This is a genomic window from Rhodococcus sp. Z13 (assembly GCF_025837095.1).
Classification (GTDB): domain Bacteria; phylum Actinomycetota; class Actinomycetes; order Mycobacteriales; family Mycobacteriaceae; genus Rhodococcus; species Rhodococcus sacchari.
In genome coordinates this window covers 1,940,236-1,960,314 of sequence record NZ_CP107551.1, presented here as the reverse complement: position 1 = coordinate 1,960,314, position 20,079 = coordinate 1,940,236, and the positions used below count along the sequence as shown (strand labels likewise).

The 20,079-nt window shown below is 70.7% G+C and carries 16 protein-coding genes; 6 read left to right on the top strand and 10 right to left on the bottom strand.

Going from position 1 to position 20,079, the window contains the following annotated elements:
• Positions 1 to 24: 24 nt before the first annotated feature.
• Positions 25 to 2,529, top strand: a complete 2,505-nt coding sequence (locus tag OED52_RS08975) for a DEAD/DEAH box helicase (protein WP_264154285.1) — start codon at positions 25 to 27, stop codon at positions 2,527 to 2,529.
• Positions 2,530 to 2,571: 42 nt separating this feature from the next.
• Entirely contained in the window at positions 2,572 to 3,333 is a 762-nt protein-coding gene (locus tag OED52_RS08970; protein WP_264154284.1) for a LysR family substrate-binding domain-containing protein, read from the top strand.
• Positions 3,334 to 3,352: 19 nt separating this feature from the next.
• Here the strand turns inward: OED52_RS08970 and OED52_RS08965 are convergent, their stop codons facing one another.
• On the bottom strand, positions 3,353 to 4,297 hold the full coding sequence (locus OED52_RS08965; RefSeq protein ID WP_264154283.1) for a hydrogen peroxide-inducible genes activator: 945 nt from the start codon (positions 4,295 to 4,297) through the stop codon (positions 3,353 to 3,355).
• Positions 4,298 to 4,367: 70 nt separating this feature from the next.
• Positions 4,368 to 5,078 (bottom strand): hypothetical protein, encoded by a 711-nt coding sequence (locus tag OED52_RS08960; protein ID WP_264154282.1) that lies wholly within the window; start codon positions 5,076 to 5,078, stop codon positions 4,368 to 4,370.
• Between the two features lie 87 nt (positions 5,079 to 5,165).
• On the opposite strand from OED52_RS08960, the gene OED52_RS08955 reads away from it, so the two are divergent.
• Positions 5,166 to 5,450, top strand: coding sequence for a hypothetical protein (locus OED52_RS08955; RefSeq protein ID WP_264154281.1), 285 nt, complete (start codon positions 5,166 to 5,168; stop codon positions 5,448 to 5,450).
• Here the strand turns inward: OED52_RS08955 and OED52_RS08950 are convergent.
• Positions 5,392 to 6,654, bottom strand: coding sequence for an aminotransferase family protein (locus OED52_RS08950; protein WP_264154280.1), 1,263 nt, complete (start codon positions 6,652 to 6,654; stop codon positions 5,392 to 5,394). The genes OED52_RS08955 and OED52_RS08950 overlap by 59 nt on opposite strands.
• Before the next feature lie 134 nt (positions 6,655 to 6,788).
• On the opposite strand from OED52_RS08950, the gene OED52_RS08945 reads away from it, so the two are divergent.
• Together OED52_RS08945 and hrpA are read left to right on the top strand one after the other, a co-directional pair.
• The gene (locus OED52_RS08945; protein ID WP_264154279.1) at positions 6,789 to 7,775 is read left to right on the top strand and encodes a TIGR03621 family F420-dependent LLM class oxidoreductase; all 987 of its coding nucleotides are present in this window, start codon (positions 6,789 to 6,791) and stop codon (positions 7,773 to 7,775) included.
• Between the two features lie 14 nt (positions 7,776 to 7,789).
• Positions 7,790 to 11,683 (top strand): ATP-dependent RNA helicase HrpA, encoded by a 3,894-nt coding sequence (gene hrpA, locus OED52_RS08940; RefSeq protein ID WP_264154278.1) that lies wholly within the window; start codon positions 7,790 to 7,792, stop codon positions 11,681 to 11,683.
• A 22-nt stretch (positions 11,684 to 11,705) separates the two neighbouring features.
• Here hrpA and nrdR read toward each other — a convergent pair whose 3' ends face one another.
• Together nrdR and OED52_RS08930 are read right to left on the bottom strand one after the other, a co-directional pair.
• Positions 11,706 to 12,188, bottom strand: coding sequence for a transcriptional regulator NrdR (nrdR, locus tag OED52_RS08935; protein ID WP_264154277.1), 483 nt, complete (start codon positions 12,186 to 12,188; stop codon positions 11,706 to 11,708).
• Positions 12,189 to 12,381: 193 nt separating this feature from the next.
• Positions 12,382 to 12,828, bottom strand: a complete 447-nt coding sequence (locus OED52_RS08930) for a hypothetical protein (protein ID WP_264154276.1) — start codon at positions 12,826 to 12,828, stop codon at positions 12,382 to 12,384.
• Positions 12,829 to 13,030: 202 nt separating this feature from the next.
• Between OED52_RS08930 and lexA the strand changes: the two genes are divergently transcribed.
• Complete coding sequence (lexA, locus tag OED52_RS08925; protein ID WP_264154275.1) at positions 13,031 to 13,744, top strand: transcriptional repressor LexA; 714 nt, start codon at positions 13,031 to 13,033, stop codon at positions 13,742 to 13,744.
• 137 nt (positions 13,745 to 13,881) lie between these two features.
• Here lexA and OED52_RS08920 read toward each other — a convergent pair whose 3' ends face one another.
• The 5 genes from OED52_RS08920 to dapF all read right to left on the bottom strand — a co-directional run bounded on the left by OED52_RS08920 (position 13,882) and on the right by dapF (position 20,071).
• Positions 13,882 to 15,024 carry an acyl-CoA dehydrogenase family protein gene (locus tag OED52_RS08920; protein ID WP_264154274.1) on the bottom strand — a complete coding sequence of 381 codons (1,143 nt, stop codon included), beginning with the start codon at positions 15,022 to 15,024 and terminating at the stop codon, positions 13,882 to 13,884.
• A gap of 138 nt (positions 15,025 to 15,162) precedes the next feature.
• A complete protein-coding gene (locus OED52_RS08915) occupies positions 15,163 to 16,467 on the bottom strand; it encodes a uracil-xanthine permease family protein (RefSeq protein WP_264154273.1) in 1,305 nt (434 codons plus the stop codon).
• A gap of 118 nt (positions 16,468 to 16,585) precedes the next feature.
• On the bottom strand, positions 16,586 to 17,617 hold the full coding sequence (locus tag OED52_RS08910) for a hypothetical protein (RefSeq protein WP_264154272.1): 1,032 nt from the start codon (positions 17,615 to 17,617) through the stop codon (positions 16,586 to 16,588).
• A gap of 1 nt (position 17,618) precedes the next feature.
• Complete coding sequence (hflX, locus tag OED52_RS08905; RefSeq protein ID WP_264154271.1) at positions 17,619 to 19,085, bottom strand: GTPase HflX; 1,467 nt, start codon at positions 19,083 to 19,085, stop codon at positions 17,619 to 17,621.
• A 119-nt stretch (positions 19,086 to 19,204) separates the two neighbouring features.
• Positions 19,205 to 20,071 carry a diaminopimelate epimerase gene (gene dapF, locus OED52_RS08900; RefSeq protein ID WP_264154270.1) on the bottom strand — a complete coding sequence of 289 codons (867 nt, stop codon included), beginning with the start codon at positions 20,069 to 20,071 and terminating at the stop codon, positions 19,205 to 19,207.
• Between the last annotated feature and the right edge of the window lie 8 nt (positions 20,072 to 20,079).

Here is a 20,079-nt window from a genome sequence, read left to right as displayed (position 1 = left end):
CCGGGCGCCGACTAGCCTGGAGAAGTGCTGCTTCCGGATCTGATACCCGACCCCGTCGACGACGACGCCCTGTTCGACGCGTTCACCACCTGGACGTCGGATCGGGGCCTGTCGCTCTACCCGGCGCAGGAGGAAGCGCTCATGGAGCTCGTGGCGGGTTCCAACGTCATCCTCGCCACCCCCACCGGCTCCGGGAAGTCGATGGTCGCCCTCGGTGCGCACTTCTTCGCGCTGGCGAACGGCAAGCGCACCTTCTACACCGCGCCGATCAAGGCGCTGGTGAGCGAGAAGTTCTTCGCCCTGTGCGACGTCTTCGGCGCCGACAAGGTGGGCATGATGACCGGTGACGCCTCGGTCAACTCCGGTGCCCCGATCATCTGCGCGACCGCGGAGATCGTCGCCAATCTCGCGCTGCGGGAAGGTGCGGACTCCGACATCGGCCAGGTGGTGATGGACGAGTTCCACTTCTACTCCGAGCCCGACCGGGGCTGGGCGTGGCAGGTACCCCTCATCGAGTTACCGCACGCGCAGTTCCTGCTCATGTCGGCGACGCTCGGCGACGTGACCTTCCTGCAGAAGGACCTGACCCGCCGCACCGGCCGTCCGACGGTGGAGGTCTCCGGGTCGGAACGCCCGGTGCCGCTGACCTTCTCGTACTCGCAGGTGCCGATCGGTGAGGCCATCGAGGAGCTCGTCACCACCCATCAGTCCCCGGTCTACGTCGTGCACTTCACCCAGGCTGCGGCCCTGGAACGCGCGCAGGCGCTCACCAGCGTCAACATGTGCACGAAGGCCGAGAAGGAGGTGATCGCCGAGGCACTGGGCGACTTCCGGTTCTCCACCGGCTTCGGCAAGACCCTCTCGCGGCTGGTCCGGCACGGCATCGGGGTGCACCACGCGGGCATGCTGCCGAAGTACCGGCGTCTGATCGAGAAGCTCGCGCAGGACGGACTGCTGAAGGTCATCTGCGGCACCGACACCCTCGGGGTGGGCATCAACGTGCCCATCCGCACGGTGCTGCTCACCGGTCTGACGAAGTTCGACGGCACTCGCACCCGGCAGCTCAAGGCCCGCGAGTTCCACCAGATCGCCGGCCGTGCGGGCCGCGCCGGTTACGACACGATGGGCACCGTCGTGGTGCAGGCACCCGAGCACGAGATCGAGAACGTCCGGGCGCTGGCGAAGGCCGGCGACGATCCGAAGAAGCGCCGGAAGGTGCAGCGCAAGAAGGCACCCGAGGGATTCGTCTCCTGGGGTGAGGGCACCTTCGAGAAGCTCGTCGCGGCGTCACCGGAGCCGCTGCAGTCGCGGTTCAAGGTGACCAACTCGATGCTGCTCAACGTCATCGCGCGGCCCGGCAACTGCTTCGACGCGATGCGGCACCTGCTCGAGGACAACCACGAGCCGCGCGCGGCGCAGCGCAAGCTCATCCTCAAGGCGATCTCGCTGTACCGGGGGCTGCTGCAGGCCGGCGTGGTCGAGCAGCTCGACGAGCCCGACGAGTTCGGGCGCCGCGCCCGCCTGACCGTCGACCTGCAGCGCGACTTCGCGCTCAACCAGCCGTTGTCGCCGTTCGCGCTCGCCGCGATCGAGCTGCTCGACGTCGACTCCCCCACCTACGCGCTCGACGTCGTCTCGGTGATCGAGGCGACCCTCGACGATCCGCGTCAGGTGCTCATGGCCCAGCAGCACGCCGCGCGCGGCGAGGCGGTCGCGGAGATGAAGGCCGAGGGCATCGACTACGACGAGCGCATGGAGCTGCTCGAGGAGATCACCTGGCCCAAGCCGCTGGCGGAGCTGCTCGAACCGGCCTTCGACACCTACCGCGGCGGTCACCCCTGGGTGGCGGAGTTCCCGTTGTCGCCGAAGTCGGTGGTGCGGGACATGATCGAGCGCAGCATGACCTTCTCGGAGCTGGTCTCGCACTACGGGCTCGCCCGCTCGGAGGGCCTGGTGCTGCGTTATCTCGCCGACGCGTACCGGGCGTTGCGCCAGACGGTCCCCGACTCGGCGCGCACGGAGGAGCTCGAGGACATCATCGAGTGGCTCGGTGAGCTGATCCGCCAGGTGGATTCGTCGCTGCTCGACGAGTGGGAGCAGCTCACCCATCCGGGGGTGGAGTCCGACGAACAGCAGCTCGCCTTCGGCGCCGACTCGCCACGTCCGCTCACCGCGAACGAACGTGCCTTCCGGGTGATGGTGCGCAACGCGATGTTCAAGCGGGTCGAGCTGGCGTCGCGCCGGCGCTGGGAGGACCTCGCGGCGCTCGGGGACGGTCTCGAGGCCGAGGACTGGGAGGACCTGCTCGAGCTGTACTTCGAGGAGTACGACGAGATCGGCACCGGCCCCGACGCCCGCGGCCCGTTGCTGTTCACCGTCGAGACCGGTCCCGAGGTGTGGCGGGTGCGCCAGACCCTGCACGACCCCCGGGGCGACCACGGGTGGGCGCTGATCGGCGAGGTGAACCTCGCGGAGTCGGACGCCGCCGGTGAGGTGGTCTTCGACGAGTTCGAGATCGTCGAGGGCTGATTCGCTGCGATCGGGCGGGCGGGGCGGCGGTAGCCTGACGCGGTGAGCGAAGAGACCGTGCAGCCGTTCCGTCTGGCCTACGTCCCGGGGGTGACCCCCGCCAAGTGGGTGCGGGTGTGGAACGAGCGGATGCCCGAGGTGCCGATCGAACTGGTGTCCGTCGAGCCGACCGTGGGCGCGGAGCCGCTGCGCGAGGGTGCGGCCGACATCGCGTTGCTGCGGCTGCCGCTGCTGCGGGACGGCCTGTCGGTGATCCCGCTGTACACCGAGACCTCGGTCGTGGTGGTGCCCAAGGAACACGCGATCGCGGCGGTGGACGAGGTGTCCGTGGCCGATCTCGCCGACGAGACGGTCCTGCATCCCCTCGACGACGTGCTGGACTGGGCCTCGCTGCCCGGGGAGGAGGCCTTCGAGCGGCCCGCGACCACCGCGGACGCGATCTCGTACGTCGCCTCGGAGGTGGGGGTGCTGGTGACGCCGCAGTCCCTCGCCCGCCTGCACCACCGCCGCGACCTGACCTACCGGCCGGTTGCCGACGCGCCGTCCTCGCAGGTGGGCCTGGTGTGGCTCACAGACCGTACGACCGATCTGGTCGAGGAGTTCGTGGGCATCGTCCGCGGCCGGACCGCCAACTCGTCCCGCGGCCGGCAGGAGAAGGCCGAGGAGGAGAAGCCGACGCGGCGGGGTGAGCGGAAGGGGTCGACGCCGACGCGCCGCGCGCGCGACGGTGCGGCCGCCCGCCGGTCCACGACACCCGCGCGGAAGCGGTCGGGGAAGCCGCCGCGCCGCAAGGGCCGTCGCTGACGGTCCAGGCGCCGACGGTTCAGGCAGAGGCGGTGGGCACGACCGGCCGGCACTGCTCCGGCACGCAGCCGCGCAGGACGTCGGCGAGGATCCGGTAGTCGGCGCTGCGCGGCGACGAGGACCGGTGGACCAGGCCGATGCGGCGCCCCGGAGCGGGTGCGGCGAAGTGGGCGGTGTCGAGATCGCCGCGCGCGGTCTCGACCGGGACGGCCGAGGCGGGGACGAGGGTGACGCCCAGTCCCCCGGCGACGCAGCGCACGACGGTCGACAGCGAGGTCGCGCGGGTGTCGCCGAAGGTGGGCCGCACGTCCACCGACCGGCACAGGTCGAGGGTCTGGTCGCGCAGGCAGTGCCCTTCGTCGAGGAGCAGCAGCGGCGCGTCGTCGAGGGTGGACACCGGCAGGTCGGTGCGGCCGGCGAGTTCGTGTCCGTGCGGGAGCACGACCACGAAGTCCTCGTCGTAGAGCGGGATCTCGACCACGCCGGGCACGTCGGCGGGCAGGGCGAGGACGGCGACGTCGAGGGTGCCCGCGCGCAGCGAGTCGAGCAGGCGGGCGGTCTGGTCCTCCACGACGTGGAGCGTCAGCGACGGCATGGACTCGTCGAAGGCCGGGAGCACGCTCGGCAGCAGATAGGGCGCGACCGTGGGGATGAGCCCGAGCCGCAGCGGTCCGGAGAGCCCGTCGGCCATGCCGGCGGCGGCGTCGACGAAGTTGTCGGCCGCTTCGAGGACCACTTCGGCGTAGGGCAGCAGTCGTTCACCGGCGGCGGTGACCAGGACGCGGCGGGTGCTGCGTTCGATCAGTTGCACCCCCAGGCCGTTCTCGAGTGCCGCCAGCCCCTGCGACAGGGTGGGTTGGCTCACGTCGAGCCGCGCCGCGGCGGTCCCGAAGTGGCGGTAGGTGGCAACCGCCACGAAGGCGCGCAGCTGCGACAGCGTGGGCTGGTAGCTCTGATCGGTCATTCCTATCAGTGTAGTACGACCTATCATCTTTACCTTTAGAAAGGATTCCGGAGACCCACCTACCACCGGCTCAGGAGGACCCGCCCGCGGCGCGGCCCGCCTCGAGGTCCGCCTCCGACAGCACGACCTCGATCTCCCCGCCCAGCTCGACGCCCGGCGCGAGCGGCAACCGGTCGCCGCTCCAGAACCGGCCCGGGTCGTACCAGTTGCTGCCCCGGTGCCGCTGCTGCAGCAGACCCATCTCCTCCATCGTCAGGCCCACCACCTCCGCGCAGTAGGCGCTCTCCAGACCCCCCGAGGGCGTCTCGGTGCGGCGGCGGCGCGGCAACCGGCCGGCGAACCAGCGCCCGGTCAACCGCGTCGTCGACGGGAAGGGCGTGCCGTCGAGCCGGGCGATGGTGCGCAGCAGCTGGTCCTCCTGCTCCGGAGTGACCTCCACCGTGATCTGCCGCAGCCAGCCGCGCTGGCCGTAGCGGGCGGCCCAGACCTGCACCGCGCTGCGCAGATCGTGCAGCTGCACCCCGCGCTGGTGTCGGCCCGTCCACATGTCCGGCAGGCTGCTCCCGAGTTCCGCGTGCCACATCAGCGGCGGCAGGTCCTCGAGCGCGACGGTCATCCCCACGTGGTTCACGGGCGCGTTGGTCAGGGTCTGGATCGCCCGGTCGGCGGGCGTCGCTCCCCGGAAGATCCAGACGTCGCCCGTGCGGGTCGTCGCCACGGCCTCGTCGAGCGGCAGCCGCGAGGGTGCACCGGCGGAACGGGATCCCGGTGAAGTGTCCATGCCGCCAGCCTGCCATGCCCGCTGCCCGCTGGCGCCGTGCCCGCTGCCCGCTGGGGCCGTGCACACTACACGGTTAGGGTCGTGTCCATGGCGCTGCGCGGTGGAAAGTGGTGGAAGCTCGTCGGACTCGCCGGGCTCGTGGGTGTCGCGGCGACGGGCGCGGTCGCCGTCCGTAACGAGCGGCAACGCCGCAACTACACCCCCGAGGAGGTGCGCTCGGTGCTGCACGAGCGGTACGCGCGGTCGCTCGCGGCCCGCGACGGCAGCCCCGAGCTCCCCCTCGACGAGGTCCCGTCCGGCCCGAAGGAGCGGATCAGCCGAGTGCTGCGGCGATTCCGTCGGCGAGAGCGCCGATCTGCTCGTCCGTCATGACGAACGCCGGGGAGATCTGCATCGCGCCCTGACCGGCCGCCCGGCTCGAGATGCCGTGCTGCCGCAGGGTCTTGACGAAGCCGAGTGCCTCGGACGGGTCGGCGAGCTGCACGGCGGCCACGGCTCCGAGACCGCTGCGTACCTCGGCCACCCGCGGATGTTCGGCCAGCGGGGCGAGCTTCTCGTGCAGCGTCCGCTCGATCCTGGCCGACTCGGCGAGCAGGTTCTCACGTTCGATGATGTCGAGATTCGCCAGGGCGGCGGCCGCGGCGGCGGCGTGCCCACCGTAGGTGTAGCCGTGGCGCCACCACACCCCGCCCGAGAAGAACGGCTCGGCGACGTGCGGGGCGACGAACAGCGCACCCATCGGCACGTAGCCGGAGGTCAGGCCCTTCGCCGTGGTGATCATGTCCGGGCGCAGATCGAAGCGCGACGACGCGAACCAGGAACCGCCGATACGCCCGAATCCGGTGACCACCTCGTCGACGACGAAGAGGATGTCGTGGTCGCGGCAGATCTCGCGGACCTCGGCGAGATAGCCCTCCGGCGGCAGGTACACCCCGCCCGCGCCGATGATCGGTTCGCAGAAGAACGCCGCGATGCTGTCGGCGCCGACGGAGTCGATGAGTTCGAGCAAGGCCTTGGCGTCGTTCCACGCCACCCGCGCGGTGTCCTCCCAGAGCTGCCCGTAGCCCTCGCCGTTGACCGGGATGCCGGCCAGCGAGGTGCCACCGACGTGCATGCCGTGGTAGGCCTTCTCGCGCGAGACGAGCAGGGTCTTGCCGGGCCGGCCGACCTCCTGCCAGTAGCGGCGCGCCAGCTTCGCAGCGGAGTCGACGGAGTCGGAGCCGCCCGAGGTGAAGAAGATCCGGCTGCCGGTCACCGGGGCGATCGCCGCGAGACGTTCGGCGAGCTCGACGGTCGGTTCGGCGGTCAGGTCACCGAAGTTCGAGTAGTGCGCGACCTTCCCGATCTGTGCGGCGACGGCCTCCCCGATCTCGATGCGGCCGTGCCCGACGTTGGTGAACCACAGGCCGGCGGTGGCGTCGAGATAGCGGTTGCCGTCGGTGTCCCAGATGTACGCACCCTCGCCGCGCGCGACGACGAAGGCGCCGTCCTTCTCGACCGCGCCCATATCGGCGAATCCGTGCCACAACGCACCCACGACCAGCTCCCGTCCACGATCGATCACGACATCCGTCATCGTATGCGGATCCACCGGTTCCGGCGCCCGACGCGCGCGAGCGCTCCCGCCGCCCGAGGTGCAGGGCGGCCGTGCCGCCCGAGATGCGGGGTGACCCTGGCGCCCGGCACCCCACAGCGGCCACCCTGGATTCCATGGGCGAGTTCCGCTTCTCCGTCAACGTCTTCACCGTCGAGGGACCGGACGCGTTCGCCGCGTGGTGCCGGCAGGTGGAGGCGGCGGGCTTCGACGCGCTCTACACCGCCGACCACCTCGGGGTGCCCGCACCGTTCCCCGTGCTGGTCGCCGCGGCGCAGGCCACCGAGCGGCTGCGGGTGGGCACGCTGGTGCTCAACACGGCGTTCTGGAACCCCGCCCTGCTCGCCCGCGAGATCGCCACGACCGACCTGCTCACCGGCGGCCGCCTCGAGGTCGGACTCGGTGCGGGACACATGAAATGGGAGTTCGACACCGCCGGCATCGAATGGGAGCGCTTCGACGAGCGCGCCGACCGGCTCGAGGACGCCTTGCGGCAACTGCAGTGCGCCTTCGCCGAACCGGCCTTCCCCGAGCAGGCCGGACTGCGGGAGGCCTTCGGGGTACCGGTGCTCGCGCCCGTACAGCGCCACGGTTTCGGCGGCCACGGCCCGCCGCTGATCGTCGGGGGCACCGGCGACCGGGTCCTGTCCATAGCCGCGGCCCACGCGGACGTCGTGAGCGTCGCCGGAGCGGTCCGGCTGCGCGGACGACCGCCGGGGAGCTTCCGGATCGGCACCGCCGCCGAGGCCGACGAGCGTGTCGCCTTCGCGCGGGCGCAGGCGGGCGACCGCGCCGACCGGATCGAGTGGCACACCCTGCTGCAGGCAGTCGTCGAGACCGACGACCCGGATGCAGCGGCTGCGGCGCTCGCCGCCCGGTTCGGCGGCACCGTCGCCGCCGCGGATCTGCTCGACTCCCCCTTCGTGCTGATCGGCACGGTCGACGAGATGGCCGAGCAGCTCCTGCGCAGCCGTGACCGCTTCGGGTTCACCCACTTCACCGTCCACGCGCCCTACCGGGAGGTGTTCGGTGCGGTGATCGCCCGGGTGCAGGCACCGGAGGACGGCCGGTCCCGAGAAGCCCGGGACCGGCCGCTTCGCTAGGCTGGTCGATCAGCATGTCGAATTCCCCTGCCCCGAATCGTCGCGAACTGCGCGCTGCCCTGTCCGAGGTCTCCCTCCGCGACGAGAACCGGCTCCGTCGCCGGCTCGATCGGGCGCGGGGCGGTGAGGCCCTCGCGAAGATCGCCGTCGAGATCGACAACGCCCGCAGCCGCCTCGCGACGCGGGCCGACTCGGTCCCCGAGATCCGCTATCCCGAGGATCTGCCCGTCTCCCAGCGCAAGGACGACATCGCCGCGGCGATCCGCGACCACCAGGTCGTGGTCGTCGCCGGTGAGACCGGTTCGGGCAAGACCACGCAGATCCCGAAGATCTGCCTCGAACTCGGCCGCGGGGTGCGCGGGCTGATCGGCCACACCCAGCCGCGCCGGATCGCGGCCCGCGCGGTGGCGGAGCGCCTGGCCGAGGAACTCGGCACCGAGCTCGGCGACACCGTCGGCTACACGGTGCGGTTCACCGACCAGGTCACCGAGTCGACGCTGGTCAAGCTCATGACCGACGGCATCCTGCTCGCCGAGATCCAGCGCGACCGGCTGCTGCGGCAGTACGACACGATCATCATCGACGAGGCGCACGAACGCAGCCTCAACATCGACTTCCTGCTGGGTTATCTGGCGCAGTTGCTGCCGCGCCGACCCGACCTGAAGGTGATCATCACCTCGGCGACGATCGACCCGGAACGCTTCGCCCGGCACTTCGCCGCCCCCGACGGCACGCCCGCCCCGATCGTGGAGGTCTCGGGCCGGACCTATCCCGTCGAGGTGCGCTACCGGCCGCTGACCGTCGAGGTGGGCGATACGCTCGTCGACCGCGATCCCGTCGACGCGGTGTGCGAGGCCGTCGAGGAACTGCAACGCGAGGGCGACGGCGACATCCTCGTGTTCCTGTCCGGCGAACGGGAGATCCGCGACACCGCCGACGCGTTGCGCGACCGCAAGCTGCGCAACACCGAGATCCTCCCGCTCTACGGCCGGCTCTCCGCCGCCGAACAACACAAGGTGTTCACGCCGCACACCGGGCGGCGGGTGGTGCTGTCCACCAACGTCGCCGAGACGTCGCTGACCGTGCCGGGCATCCGGTACGTCGTCGACCCCGGCACCGCGCGCATCTCGCGGTACTCGGTGCGCACCAAGGTGCAGCGGCTGCCGATCGAACCGATCTCGCAGGCCTCGGCCCGGCAGCGTGCCGGCCGCTGCGGTCGTGTCGCCGACGGCATCTGCATCCGGCTCTACTCGGAGGACGATTTCGAGAGCCGGCCGGAGTTCACGGAACCGGAGATCCTGCGGACCAACCTGGCGTCGGTGGTGCTGCAGATGACCGCGCTCGGTCTCGGCGACATCGAGAACTTCCCGTTCGTCGAGGCTCCCGACCCGCGGGCGATCCGCGACGGCATCGCCCTGCTCGAGGAACTCGGCGCGCTCGAACCCGCGAAGAAGGACGAGGGACCGCGGCTGACCGCAGTGGGCCGCGAGATCGCCCGTCTACCTGTCGATCCGCGAATGGCCCGCATGATCGTCGAGGGCCACCGCAACGGCTGTCTGCGCGAGGTGCTCATCATCGTCGCAGCGCTGTCCATCCAGGACGTGCGCGAACGGCCCACCGAGTTCCAGCAGGCCGCCGACGAGAAGCACGCCCGATTCGCGGTGGAGGGCTCGGACTTCCTGGCCTTCCTGCAGCTGTGGGACTACCTCAAGGAGCAGCGTCGCGAGCTGTCGTCGAGCCGGTTCCGGAAAATGTGCCGCGACGAGTTCCTGCACTGGCTGCGCATCCGCGAATGGCAGGACCTGCAGGGGCAGCTGCGGCAGATCTGCCTGGACATGGGCTGGCAGACCCAGCACCGTGAGGTGAACCCCGACGACGTCCACCGCTCGCTGCTGGCGGGCCTGCTGTCGCACATCGGTCTGCGCGAGGGCGAGAAGCGCGACTTCCTCGGCGCGCGCGGCGCGCGCTTCGCGATCTTCCCCGGATCGTCGCTGTTCAAGAAGCCGCCGCGCTGGGTGATGGCCGCCGAACTCGTCGAGACATCCCGGCTGTGGGCGCGCACCGCCGCGCGCATCGAACCCGAGTGGGTCGAGAAGCTGGCGCCCCATCTGGTCAAGCGCACCTATTCGGAGCCGCACTGGTCGACCCGGCGCGAGGCGGCGATGGCCTACGAACGCGTCACCCTCTACGGCATCCCACTGGTCGCGCAGCGACCCGTCCCCTACGGCCGCATCGATCCGGAGGTCTCGCGGGAGCTGTTCATCCGGCACGCACTCGTGCAGGGCGAATGGCGCACGCAGCACAGGTTCTTCCACGACAACCGGGCACTGCTCGAGGACGTCGAGGAACTCGAGCACCGGGCGCGGCGCCGCGACATCGTCGTCGACGACGAGACCCTGTTCGAGTTCTACGACGAGCGGGTCGGCCCGGAGGTGGTGTCGGCGCGGCACTTCGACACCTGGTGGAAGAAGACCCGCCGGCAGCAACCCGACCTGCTGACCTTCACCCCCGAGACGGTGGTGAATCAAGAGGCCGCGGCGGTGCTCGAGGGCGATTATCCGGATGCCTGGCGGCAGGGCGAGATCCAGTTCCCGCTCACCTACCAGTTCGAGCCCGGCACCGAGGAGGACGGTGTCACCGCCCGGATCCCCGTTGCCCTGCTGGCGAACGTGCGGGCGGTGGGCTTCGACTGGCTCGTGCCGGGCATGCGCACCGAGCTGGTCACCGCACTCATCAAGACCTTGCCCAAACACCTGCGCCGGCAGGTCGTTCCGGCACCGGACTTCGCGGCGGCGGCGCTCGCGTCGGTCACCCCGCGGTCCGAGCCGCTCGTCAATGCGATGGCCCGTGAGCTGTCCCGGCTCGGCCGGTGCCCCATCGAACCGTCGGACTTCTCCCCCACGTCCCTGCCCGACCACCTGCGGATGACCTTCGCGGCCGTGGACGAGAAGGGCAAGGTGCTGGGCCGCAGCAAGAGTCTCGTCGAGCTCCGTAAGCAGCTGTCGTCCCGCGTGGACGCCGAGGTGTCGCGGGCGGCGTCGGGTACCGAACGGGCCGCGACGCTGGTGTGGACAGCGGAGACCCTCGGGACCCTGCCCGCCACGGTGACCCGCGAGGTCGGAGGCCAGCAGGTCACCGGTTATCCGGCGCTGGTGCCGGAGGGCGAGGGTGTGGCGGTGCGGGTGCTCAGCACCCCGCAGGCCCAGCAGGCCGCGACCCGGCAGGGTCTGCGCACCCTGCTGCTCGCCTCGGCGCCGACGAAGACCAAGGCGGTCACCTCGGGGCTGACCAACACCGAACGGCTCACACTCGGACGCAATCCCGACGGGTCGTTCGACGCGCTCGTCGAGGACTGCCGGGCCTGCGCGGTCGACGAGATGATCGCCGCGCACGGCAGACCGGTGCGCACACCGGAGGAGTTCGAGCGGCTCGCGGCGGCGGTGCGGTCGCAGCTGCCCGGGCGGGTCGCCCGGCTGCTGAAGGCCGTGGTGCCGGTACTCGGGCAGGCCCACGAGGTGGGGATCCTGCTCGACCGGGTGCGCGGTGAGGCCGCCGAGGATGTGCGGGAACAGTTGTCGTCGCTGCTGTTTCCGGGTTTCGTCACGGATCTGGGAACGCGACGCCTGGCCGACCTGCCGCGCTATCTCGCGGCGGCGGCGCACCGGCTGGAGTCGTTGCCGGCGAGCGCACACCGGGACGCCGCGGGCATGGACGTGCTCGACCGGGTCTACTCCGCGTACGACAAGTTGCTGGCGCGCCTACCCGAGGAGCGGCACGGTTCCCCCGAGATCACGGAGATCTACTGGATGATCGAGGAACTGCGGGTGAGCCTGTTCGCGCAGAGCCTGGGCACGCGGATCCCGGTGTCGGAGAAGCGGGTCCTCAAGGCGATCGACGCCGTCCGCTGACGAGAGTCGGGCGGCGCCGGCGTCACTGCTTCTGTTCGTCCGGCTCGGTGGTCCGCGCCTGCTGATGTGCGCGCAGTTCGTGGATCTCGCGTTCGAAGTCCTCGGCGGAGCTGAACCCGCGGTAGACGGAGGCGAACCGGAGGTAGGCGACCTCGTCGAGATCGCGCAGCGGCCCGAGGATGGCCAGACCGACCTCGTGGCTGGGCACCTCCGGGGATCCCTTGGCCCGCACCGCATCCTCGACCTGCTGGGCCAGTTTGTTCAGAGCGTCGTTGTCGACGTCACGGCCCTGGCAGGCGCGCGCGACACCGCGCACGACCTTCTCGCGGCTGAATGGTTCCGTCACACCGCTGCGTTTGACGACGGAGAGCACCGCGGTCTCGACGGTGGTGAATCGGCGGCCGCATTCGGGGCAGGCCCGGCGACGACGGATCGCGGCACCCTCGTCTGCCTCGCGCGAATCGACCACCCGCGAGTCGGGGTGTCGGCAATACGGGCAGTACATCTCGGTTCCTTCGTCGTGGCCGTGCCGGCCGCGACGCCGGTGCCGAACCGATGCCGTCCAACCGGAACCGTCTCCACCCGCGGGTGGAACTACACCGCCGCGACCACACGGAGTGGTGTGACTGACAGTGTTGGACAATACCCGTCTGTCCGGTTCCCGCGTCGAGTGCGGGTCGCGAAACGTCACGGCGGCCTCAGCGCCGGGAGGGATCCGGTGCCCCCGGAAGGCTTTCCGGAAGCCCCTCCCCGTCGTGCACGATGACGACCGCGGCCTGCGAGTTCGCCTCGATCACCTGACCGGTACGTACGTGCGCGAGCGTCAGCAGCCCGACGGTGGCGAGTGCCGCGAGCAGCAGGGTGATCACGAGCTGCCGCCCGGTGACGTCCTCGGCCTGCCTGCGCCGGGGCACGACCTCGGTGCGCCGGTGCAGCGGCGGGCTCGACGGGACGGTGATGCGTGTGTCCTCCTCCTGCGGCGGGATCCAGGAGGGCTCGAGCAGTGCCGAGCGACCGGCCGGCGGCCGGTGAGCGGGGTGCGGTGCCCGCACCGGGGGCCGGGCGTCGACCTCCCGGACGGCCGCGCGCAGCCGCGCCGTCCGTCGTGCCCGAACTGCGGTTCCGAGCCGGATCGCTGTGCTCATCGGATGACCTCCGTGCCGCCGTACGTGTCGTTCGATCACATGTTCGAACGAAAGTCTGTTCGAATGTTGTACCACGCGCCGGGCCGCGCGTCACCACTTCCGGAGGGTGAATGTCGAACACGTGTTTGATATACGTGTGCGATCTCGATAGATTCGAACGACAACTTCCAAACCATCCGACACTCGCCGCACGGAGGTCACGATGAAGGCGGACGGCACATCCACAGCCCGCCGGGGTGGGCACGCGACCGACGATCCGGCCGCCGGCCTCACCGAGCGCCAGCGACGCGTCCTCGAGGTGATCCGCGACTCGGTCGCCGAGCGGGGCTATCCCCCGAGCATCCGCGAGATCGGCGACGCGGTCGGTCTGAACTCCACGTCCTCGGTCGCGCACCAGCTGCGCACCCTGGAACGCAAGGGCTTCCTGCGTCGCGACCCGAACCGCCCCCGCGCCGTCGACGTGCGGGGACTCGACGGGGCGCCGGCCCCGGAGTCCGCGCCCGAGGTGGTCGCCGCGTCCGGCGCCGACGAGGTGCCCTCGTCGGCGGCGATGGTGCCCGTGGTGGGCCGCATCGCGGCCGGTGGCCCGATCCTGGCGGAGGAGTCGATCGAGGACGTCTTCCCGCTCCCCCGCGAACTCGTCGGCCAGGGCGAGTTGTTCCTGCTGAAGGTGGTCGGCGAGTCGATGATCGACGCGGCGATCTGCGACGGCGACTGGGTGGTCGTGCGTCAGCAGAACGTCGCCGAGAACGGCGACATCGTCGCGGCGATGCTCGACGGCGAGGCGACGGTCAAGACCTTCAAACGGGTCGACGGCGACGTCTGGCTCATGCCGCACAACCCGATGTTCGAGCCCATCCCGGGCAACGACGCGGTGATCCTCGGCAAGGTGGTCACGGTCATCCGCAAGGTCTGATCGGCCACCCTCGCGACCTCGGCGTCACGACCTTCCACTCCACGAGCGAGGCCGGGGTGGCCTCCCGCGAACTGCGGGAGGCCACTCCGGCCTCGTGTGGTCCCCGGGCTCTCGTGCCCGGTGGGTCCCGGTTGCGATCAGATGTTCAGACCGCGCCCGATGACCTCCTTCATGATCTCGTTGGTGCCGCCGTAGATCTTCTGCACGCGCGCGTCGAGGTACGCCTTGGCGACCGGGTACTCGCGCATGTAGCCGTAGCCGCCGTGCAGCTGCAGGCAGCGGTCGATGAGCTCGACCTGCTTGTCGGTGGTCCAGTACTTGGCCATCGCGGCCTCCTGCACGGTGAGCTTCTTCTCGTTGAGCAGCTCGATGCAGCGGTCGACGAAGACCCGGGCGAGCTGGGTCTCGGTGGCGAGCTCGGCGAGCTCGAAGCGGGTGTTCTGGAACTTGCCGATCGGCTTGCCGAAGGCCTTGCGGTCGCGGCAGTACTGGATGGTCTCCTCGAGCACGCGCTCCATCGCGGCGGCGGCGACGACGGCGATGGCCAGACGTTCCTGCGGCAGGTTCTGCATGAGGTAGATGAAGCCCATGCCCTCCTGGCCGAGGAGGTTGGCGCCGGGGACGCGGACGTTGTCGAAGCTCAGCTCCGCGGTGTCCTGGGCGTCGAGGCCGATCTTGTCGAGGTTGCGGCCGCGCTCGAAGCCGGGCATACCGCGCTCGACGACGAGGAGCGAGAAGCCCTGCGCGCCCTTGTCGGGGTCGGTGCAGGCCACGACGATCACCAGATCGGAGTGGATACCGTTGGTGATGAACGTCTTGGCGCCGTTGAGGATCCAGTCGTCGCCGTCGCGCACCGCGCGGGTCTTGATGCCCTGCAGGTCGCTGCCGGTGCCGGGCTCGGTCATGGCGATCGCGGTGATCAGCTCACCGGAACAGAAACCGGGCAGCCAGCGCTGTTTCTGCTCCTCGTTGGCGAGCTCGAGCAGGTAGGGCGCGACGACATCGTTGTGCAGCATGAAGCCGAGACCGCTGAAGCCGAGCTTGGTGGTCTCCTCGGCCATGATGGCGTTGTAGCGGAAGTCGTCCATGCCGCCGCCGCCGTACTCCTCCGGCACGGCCATGCCGAGGAAGCCCTGCGCGCCGGCCTTCTTCCACACCTCGCGGTCGACGATCTTATCCTTCTCCCACTGCTCGTGGTAGGGGGCCACCTCCTGTTCGAGGAACTTCCGGTACGACTCGCGGAAGAGTTCGTGCTCGGGCTCGAAAAGGGTGCGTTCCATCTGCGCTCCTGTGTGAGACGTCGTTCGACATACTCACGGTATGCAGACGATCACTCGGTGACGCTGACACAACCGAGCGCATTTTGTGACCCGGACGACCCTCCTGCGCACCGCGGTGCGATGCAGGTCACGCCTCGATCAGCGTCGCAGGTCCCCGAGCCGCCGGAGGATCGGGTAGGCGACCAGGATGCCGATCGACCCCCACGCGATGCCGCCGAGTTCGACCGAGCCGATCGACAGGGTCAGGTCACCGATACCGGCGACGAGCGCCGCGGCGACGACGCTGAGGTTCACCGGATCGGTGAAGTCCACCTTCGCGTCCATCCAGATCCGCACGCCGAGGATGCCGATGAGACCGTAGAGGACGAGGGTCGCGCCGCCGAGCACACCGTCGGGGACGGTGAACACGAGGGCACCGAACTTCGGGGAGAAGGCGAGGACGACCGCGGTGAGCGCCGCGACGGCATAGGCCGCGGTGGAGTAGACACGGGTCGCGGCCATGACGCCGATGTTCTCGGCGTAGGTGGTGGTGCCCGAGCCGCCGCCGGCACCGGCGAGCGTCGTCGCCAGGCCGTCGGCGAGCAGGGCGTTGCCGGCCATGTCGTCGAGATTCCGGCCGGTCATCGCAGCGACGGCCTTGACGTGGCCGACGTTCTCGGCGACGAGCACGACCACCACGGGCAGGGCCAGCAGGATGACGGACAACTCGAAGCGGGGGGCGTGCAGTTCGGGCAGGCCGAACCAGGCGGCCTCGCGCATCGCCTCGACGCGTTCGGACGACAACGCCCCCGTGACCGCGGCGAAGATCCAGCCGACGACGACACCGACGAGGATGCCGAGGCGGCCGAGCATGCCGGGACCGACCACCGTCACGAGCAGGGTGACCACGAGCGTGACCGTCGCGACGAGGGGTTGCGCCTCGTAGGAGGTCGCCGCGGTGGGCGCGAGGTTCAGGCCGATCAGGGCCACGATGGCGCCGGTGACCACCGGCGGCATCACCGCGTCGATGACCCGTGCACCGGCGGCCTTGACCGCCAGGCCGATCAGGACGAGGACGACACCGACCGCGAGGATCCCGCCGAGTTGCGCCGCCATGCCGTGTCCCGCCGAGGCGCCGAGTGGGGCGATGAAGGCGAACGACGAGCCGAGATAGCTGGGGACCCGCCCGCGGGTGATGATGAGGAAAAGGGCGGTGCCGATGCCGGAGAACAGCAGCGTCGTGGTCACCGGGAAGCCGGTGATGGTCGGCACCAGCAGCGTCGCACCGAACATGGCGATGACGTGCTGCATGCCGATGCCGACGGTGCGCGGCCAGGACAGCCGCTCGTGCGGCGCGACCACGGCGCCGGGGCTGATGCGACGTCCGTCGCCGTGCAGTGTCCATCCCCGGGTCCGTCCCCGGTTCGTCGCGGTACTCCCGGTCGCCTTCACTCGTTCGGTCACGACAGGACATGGTAGGCCGCTCGCGGGGACCCTACGCAGGTCAGCCCGGCCGTTCTGCCACCGCGGCGCGGTTCCCGGGTGGTCCGTCGCCGCGAGAGCCGCCGTCGCGGCGGAGGATTCAGCGACGCGTGCGGCGGCGGAGCACGACGCCGAGCGCCCCCACCACCGCGACGGCGCCGAGCACCGCGCCGACCACCGGCAGTACCGCGGGCGAGTCGTCCGTGGCACCCTCACCCGAGGGCGCGAACAGGCCGGTCGCGCCGCGCAGCACCCGGATCGGGGGATTCGCCGCGCCCCCGGCCCGCTCGGAGGCGGTGAGCAGGTCGCCGTCGACGGTGAACGCCACGGCCTCACCCTGCGGCTCGTCCGGAACGGGAATCCGGACACTCGGGCCGGCGGCCAGCGCCGCCACGAGATCGCCGTCGGGCACCGGGAACAGGTGGACGTCGGTGTAGGTGCGCACCGCCGCGACGGTCCCGTCCGCGCTCACCGCGCCCCCGGTGACGAGCGTGGAGGCACCCGGGATCGGGCCGCCCGTAGTGTCGGTGGGTCCGAGCGCGAGCGTTCCGACCTTCTCGAGCGGATTCGGACCGGGGCTCGCGAGGTCGCCGAGGGTGCGGCCGCCGGCGGGGCGGTAGACGTCGCTCGCGCCGAACAGGGGCTTGGTGACGATCACCGGCACACCGTCCGCCGGGATCAGCACCGTTTCAGCGTCGCGGGCACCGTCGGGATAGGTCAGCCGGTACAGCTCCCCGTCCCCCGTGTCGGGGTCGAGGGAGATCAGGGCGACGGTGTCCCGGGAGCGCCGGTTGTCGCCGAGATCGGCGGCCCACAGGCGCCCGTCCGGTCCGGCCGCGAGGTCCTCGACGTCGTAGGGATCGACGGGGAGCGGGATCCGTTGCCGCACCGCACAGTCCGCGTCGAGCTCGACGATGCGCTCGTCCTCCCCCGCGTCGGGGGTGACGAACAGCCGGTCACCGAGCACCGCCAGTCCCGACAGTTCGGCGAGCGCCGGGTCGGCGGGGGTACACAGCGTTCCGGACGGCAGGTCGGCCACCGGGACCTCCGCGTCGTCGGCTGCGGCGGGCGCGACCGGCACGAACGCCAGCGTCGCGGCAGCGAGCAGCGCCGTCCGGCGCACCCTCCCCATCTCAGGCGGCGAAGTCCACCAGGGCCGACGCCAGCGCCGCGGGGACCCGCGCGTGCACACGGGTGCCGTCCGCCTCGTGCGCGGACTCGATGACCTGCCCGTCCGTGTGGATGCGGGCCAGCAGGTCGCCGCGGGTGTACGGCAGGAGCAGCTTGACCTCGACGTCGGGATCCTCGAGCAACGACGCCAGAGTCGTCTGCAGCCCGTCGATGCCCTCCCCGGTGTGCGCGGAGACGAACACCGCGTCGGGGACCGCACTGCGCAGCTGGGTGAGGGTCACCGGATCGGCGGCGTCGATCTTGTTCACGACGATCAGCTCGGGCGGCGGCGGAGCGTCGGACTCGCGCAGCACCTCGGTGATGACCTCGCGGACCGCCTTGATCTGCTCGGTGGGCAGCGGATCGGAGCCGTCGACGACGTGCATGAGCACATCCGCGTCGGCGACCTCCTCGAGCGTCGAGCGGAACGCCTCGACCAGCTGGGTGGGCAGGTGGCGCACGAACCCGACGGTGTCGGTGAGGACGTACTCCCGGCCGTCGGGCAGCGCGGCCCGGCGGGTGGTGGGATCGAGGGTCGCGAACAGGGCGTTCTGCACCAGCACCCCGGAGCCGGTGAGTCGGTTGAGCAGGCTCGACTTGCCGGCATTGGTGTAGCCCACGATCGCGACCGAGGGGATCTTGTTGCGGCGACGCCGGGTGCGCTTGGTGTCGCGGGTGGCCTTCATGGCCTTGATCTCGCGGCGCAGCTTGGCCATCCGCTCGCGGATCCGGCGACGGTCGGTCTCGATCTTCGTCTCACCGGGACCGCGCAGACCCACACCGCCGTTGCTGCCGGCACGACCACCGGCCTGCCGCGACATCGACTCGCCCCAGCCGCGCAGCCGCGGGAGCATGTACTCCATCTGGGCGAGCGCGACCTGCGCCTTGCCCTCGCGGGAGGTGGCGTGCTGGGCGAAGATGTCGAGGATCAGCGCGGTGCGGTCGATGACCTTGACCTTGACGACCTTCTCCAGAGCGGTGAGCTGGGCGGGGGTGAGTTCACCGTCGCAGATGACGGTGTCCGCGCCGGTGGACAGCACGATCTGCCGGAGTTCGTCGGCCTTACCGGAGCCGATGTAGGTGGCGGCGTCGGGGCGGTCGCGGCGCTGGATGACGCCTTCGAGCACCTCGGAGCCCGCCGTCTCGGCGAGCGCCGCCAGCTCGGCGAGACTCGCCTCGGCCTGGGCCGCCGTGCCGCCCGTCCACACGCCGACGAGCACGACCCGTTCGAGCCGCAACTGGCGATACTCGACCTCGGTGACGTCCTCGAGTTCGGTGGACAGACCGGCCACACGCCGCAACGCGCTGCGGTCTTCGAGTTGCATCTCACCGACGGACGGATCGTCGGTGGTCCAGCCTTCGCGTAGCGGGGACGCGGTCGATCGGCTGTCGTCTGTGGTTGCGCGGCGCGTGCGCTGTGTGTTCGTCATACACCTCCATGGTGTCACGGCGGCGACGCCGGTGCATTCGAGTTCTCCTGTCGTGCCCCTCACCGCGCCGCGACGGTCACTCCCGCACCACGCTCACTGCCGTGCCGACTACAGCGGGGTCACGCCTGTGCCGACCACCAGTCGTCGTCGATCGTGCCGGTCGCGACCAGCACCGACGGGCCGCGCAGCCAGGCACGGCCGTTCTCGATGCACACCTGGACCGCACCGCCGGGGATCTGCACGCGCACGGCCCCGTCGGTGGCGCCGTCGAAGCGCAGTGCGGCGGCCGCGGCGGCGACGGTGCCGGTGCCGCACGAGCGGGTCTCCCCCACACCGCGCTCGTGGACCCGCATGTGGACGACGCCGGAGGAGATCGGGGTCAGGAACTCGATGTTGACGCCGTGAGGGAAGAAACCGGGATCGAAGCCCGGTGCGCTCAGATCGAGGGCCGCCAGCGCGGTGTCGGTCAGGTGCGGGTCGACACAGGCCAGATGCGGGTTGCCGACGTCGATGCCGAGACCGGGATAGACACGGCCGTCGAGGGTCGCGGTGGACTCGCCGAGCGTGCGCACCACACCCATGTCCACGGTGACCTCGCCGACCACCGGGCCGGACTCGTGGACGACGACGGGCTTGCCGCCGGCGCGGCTGCCGACGACGAACTCGGATCGGTTCTCGAGGCCGTGTGCGGTGAGATAGTGCGCGAACACCCGCACGCCGTTGCCGCACATCTCCGCGATGGAGCCGTCGGCGTTGCGGTAGTCCATGAACCAGTCGTCCGCGGCGGTGCCCTCGGGCAGCGCGTCGAGCACTCCGGCGGCGACGAGGGCGCCGGCCCTGGCGACGCGGAGCAGGCCGTCGGCGCCGAGTCCGCGGCGCCGGTCGCACAGCGCCGCGATCCGGGGCGCGTCGAGGTCCAGCCGGGCATCGGGATCCGGGAGGATGACGAAGTCGTTCTCGGTGCCGTGCCCTTTGCTGAACTCCATGCGGATAC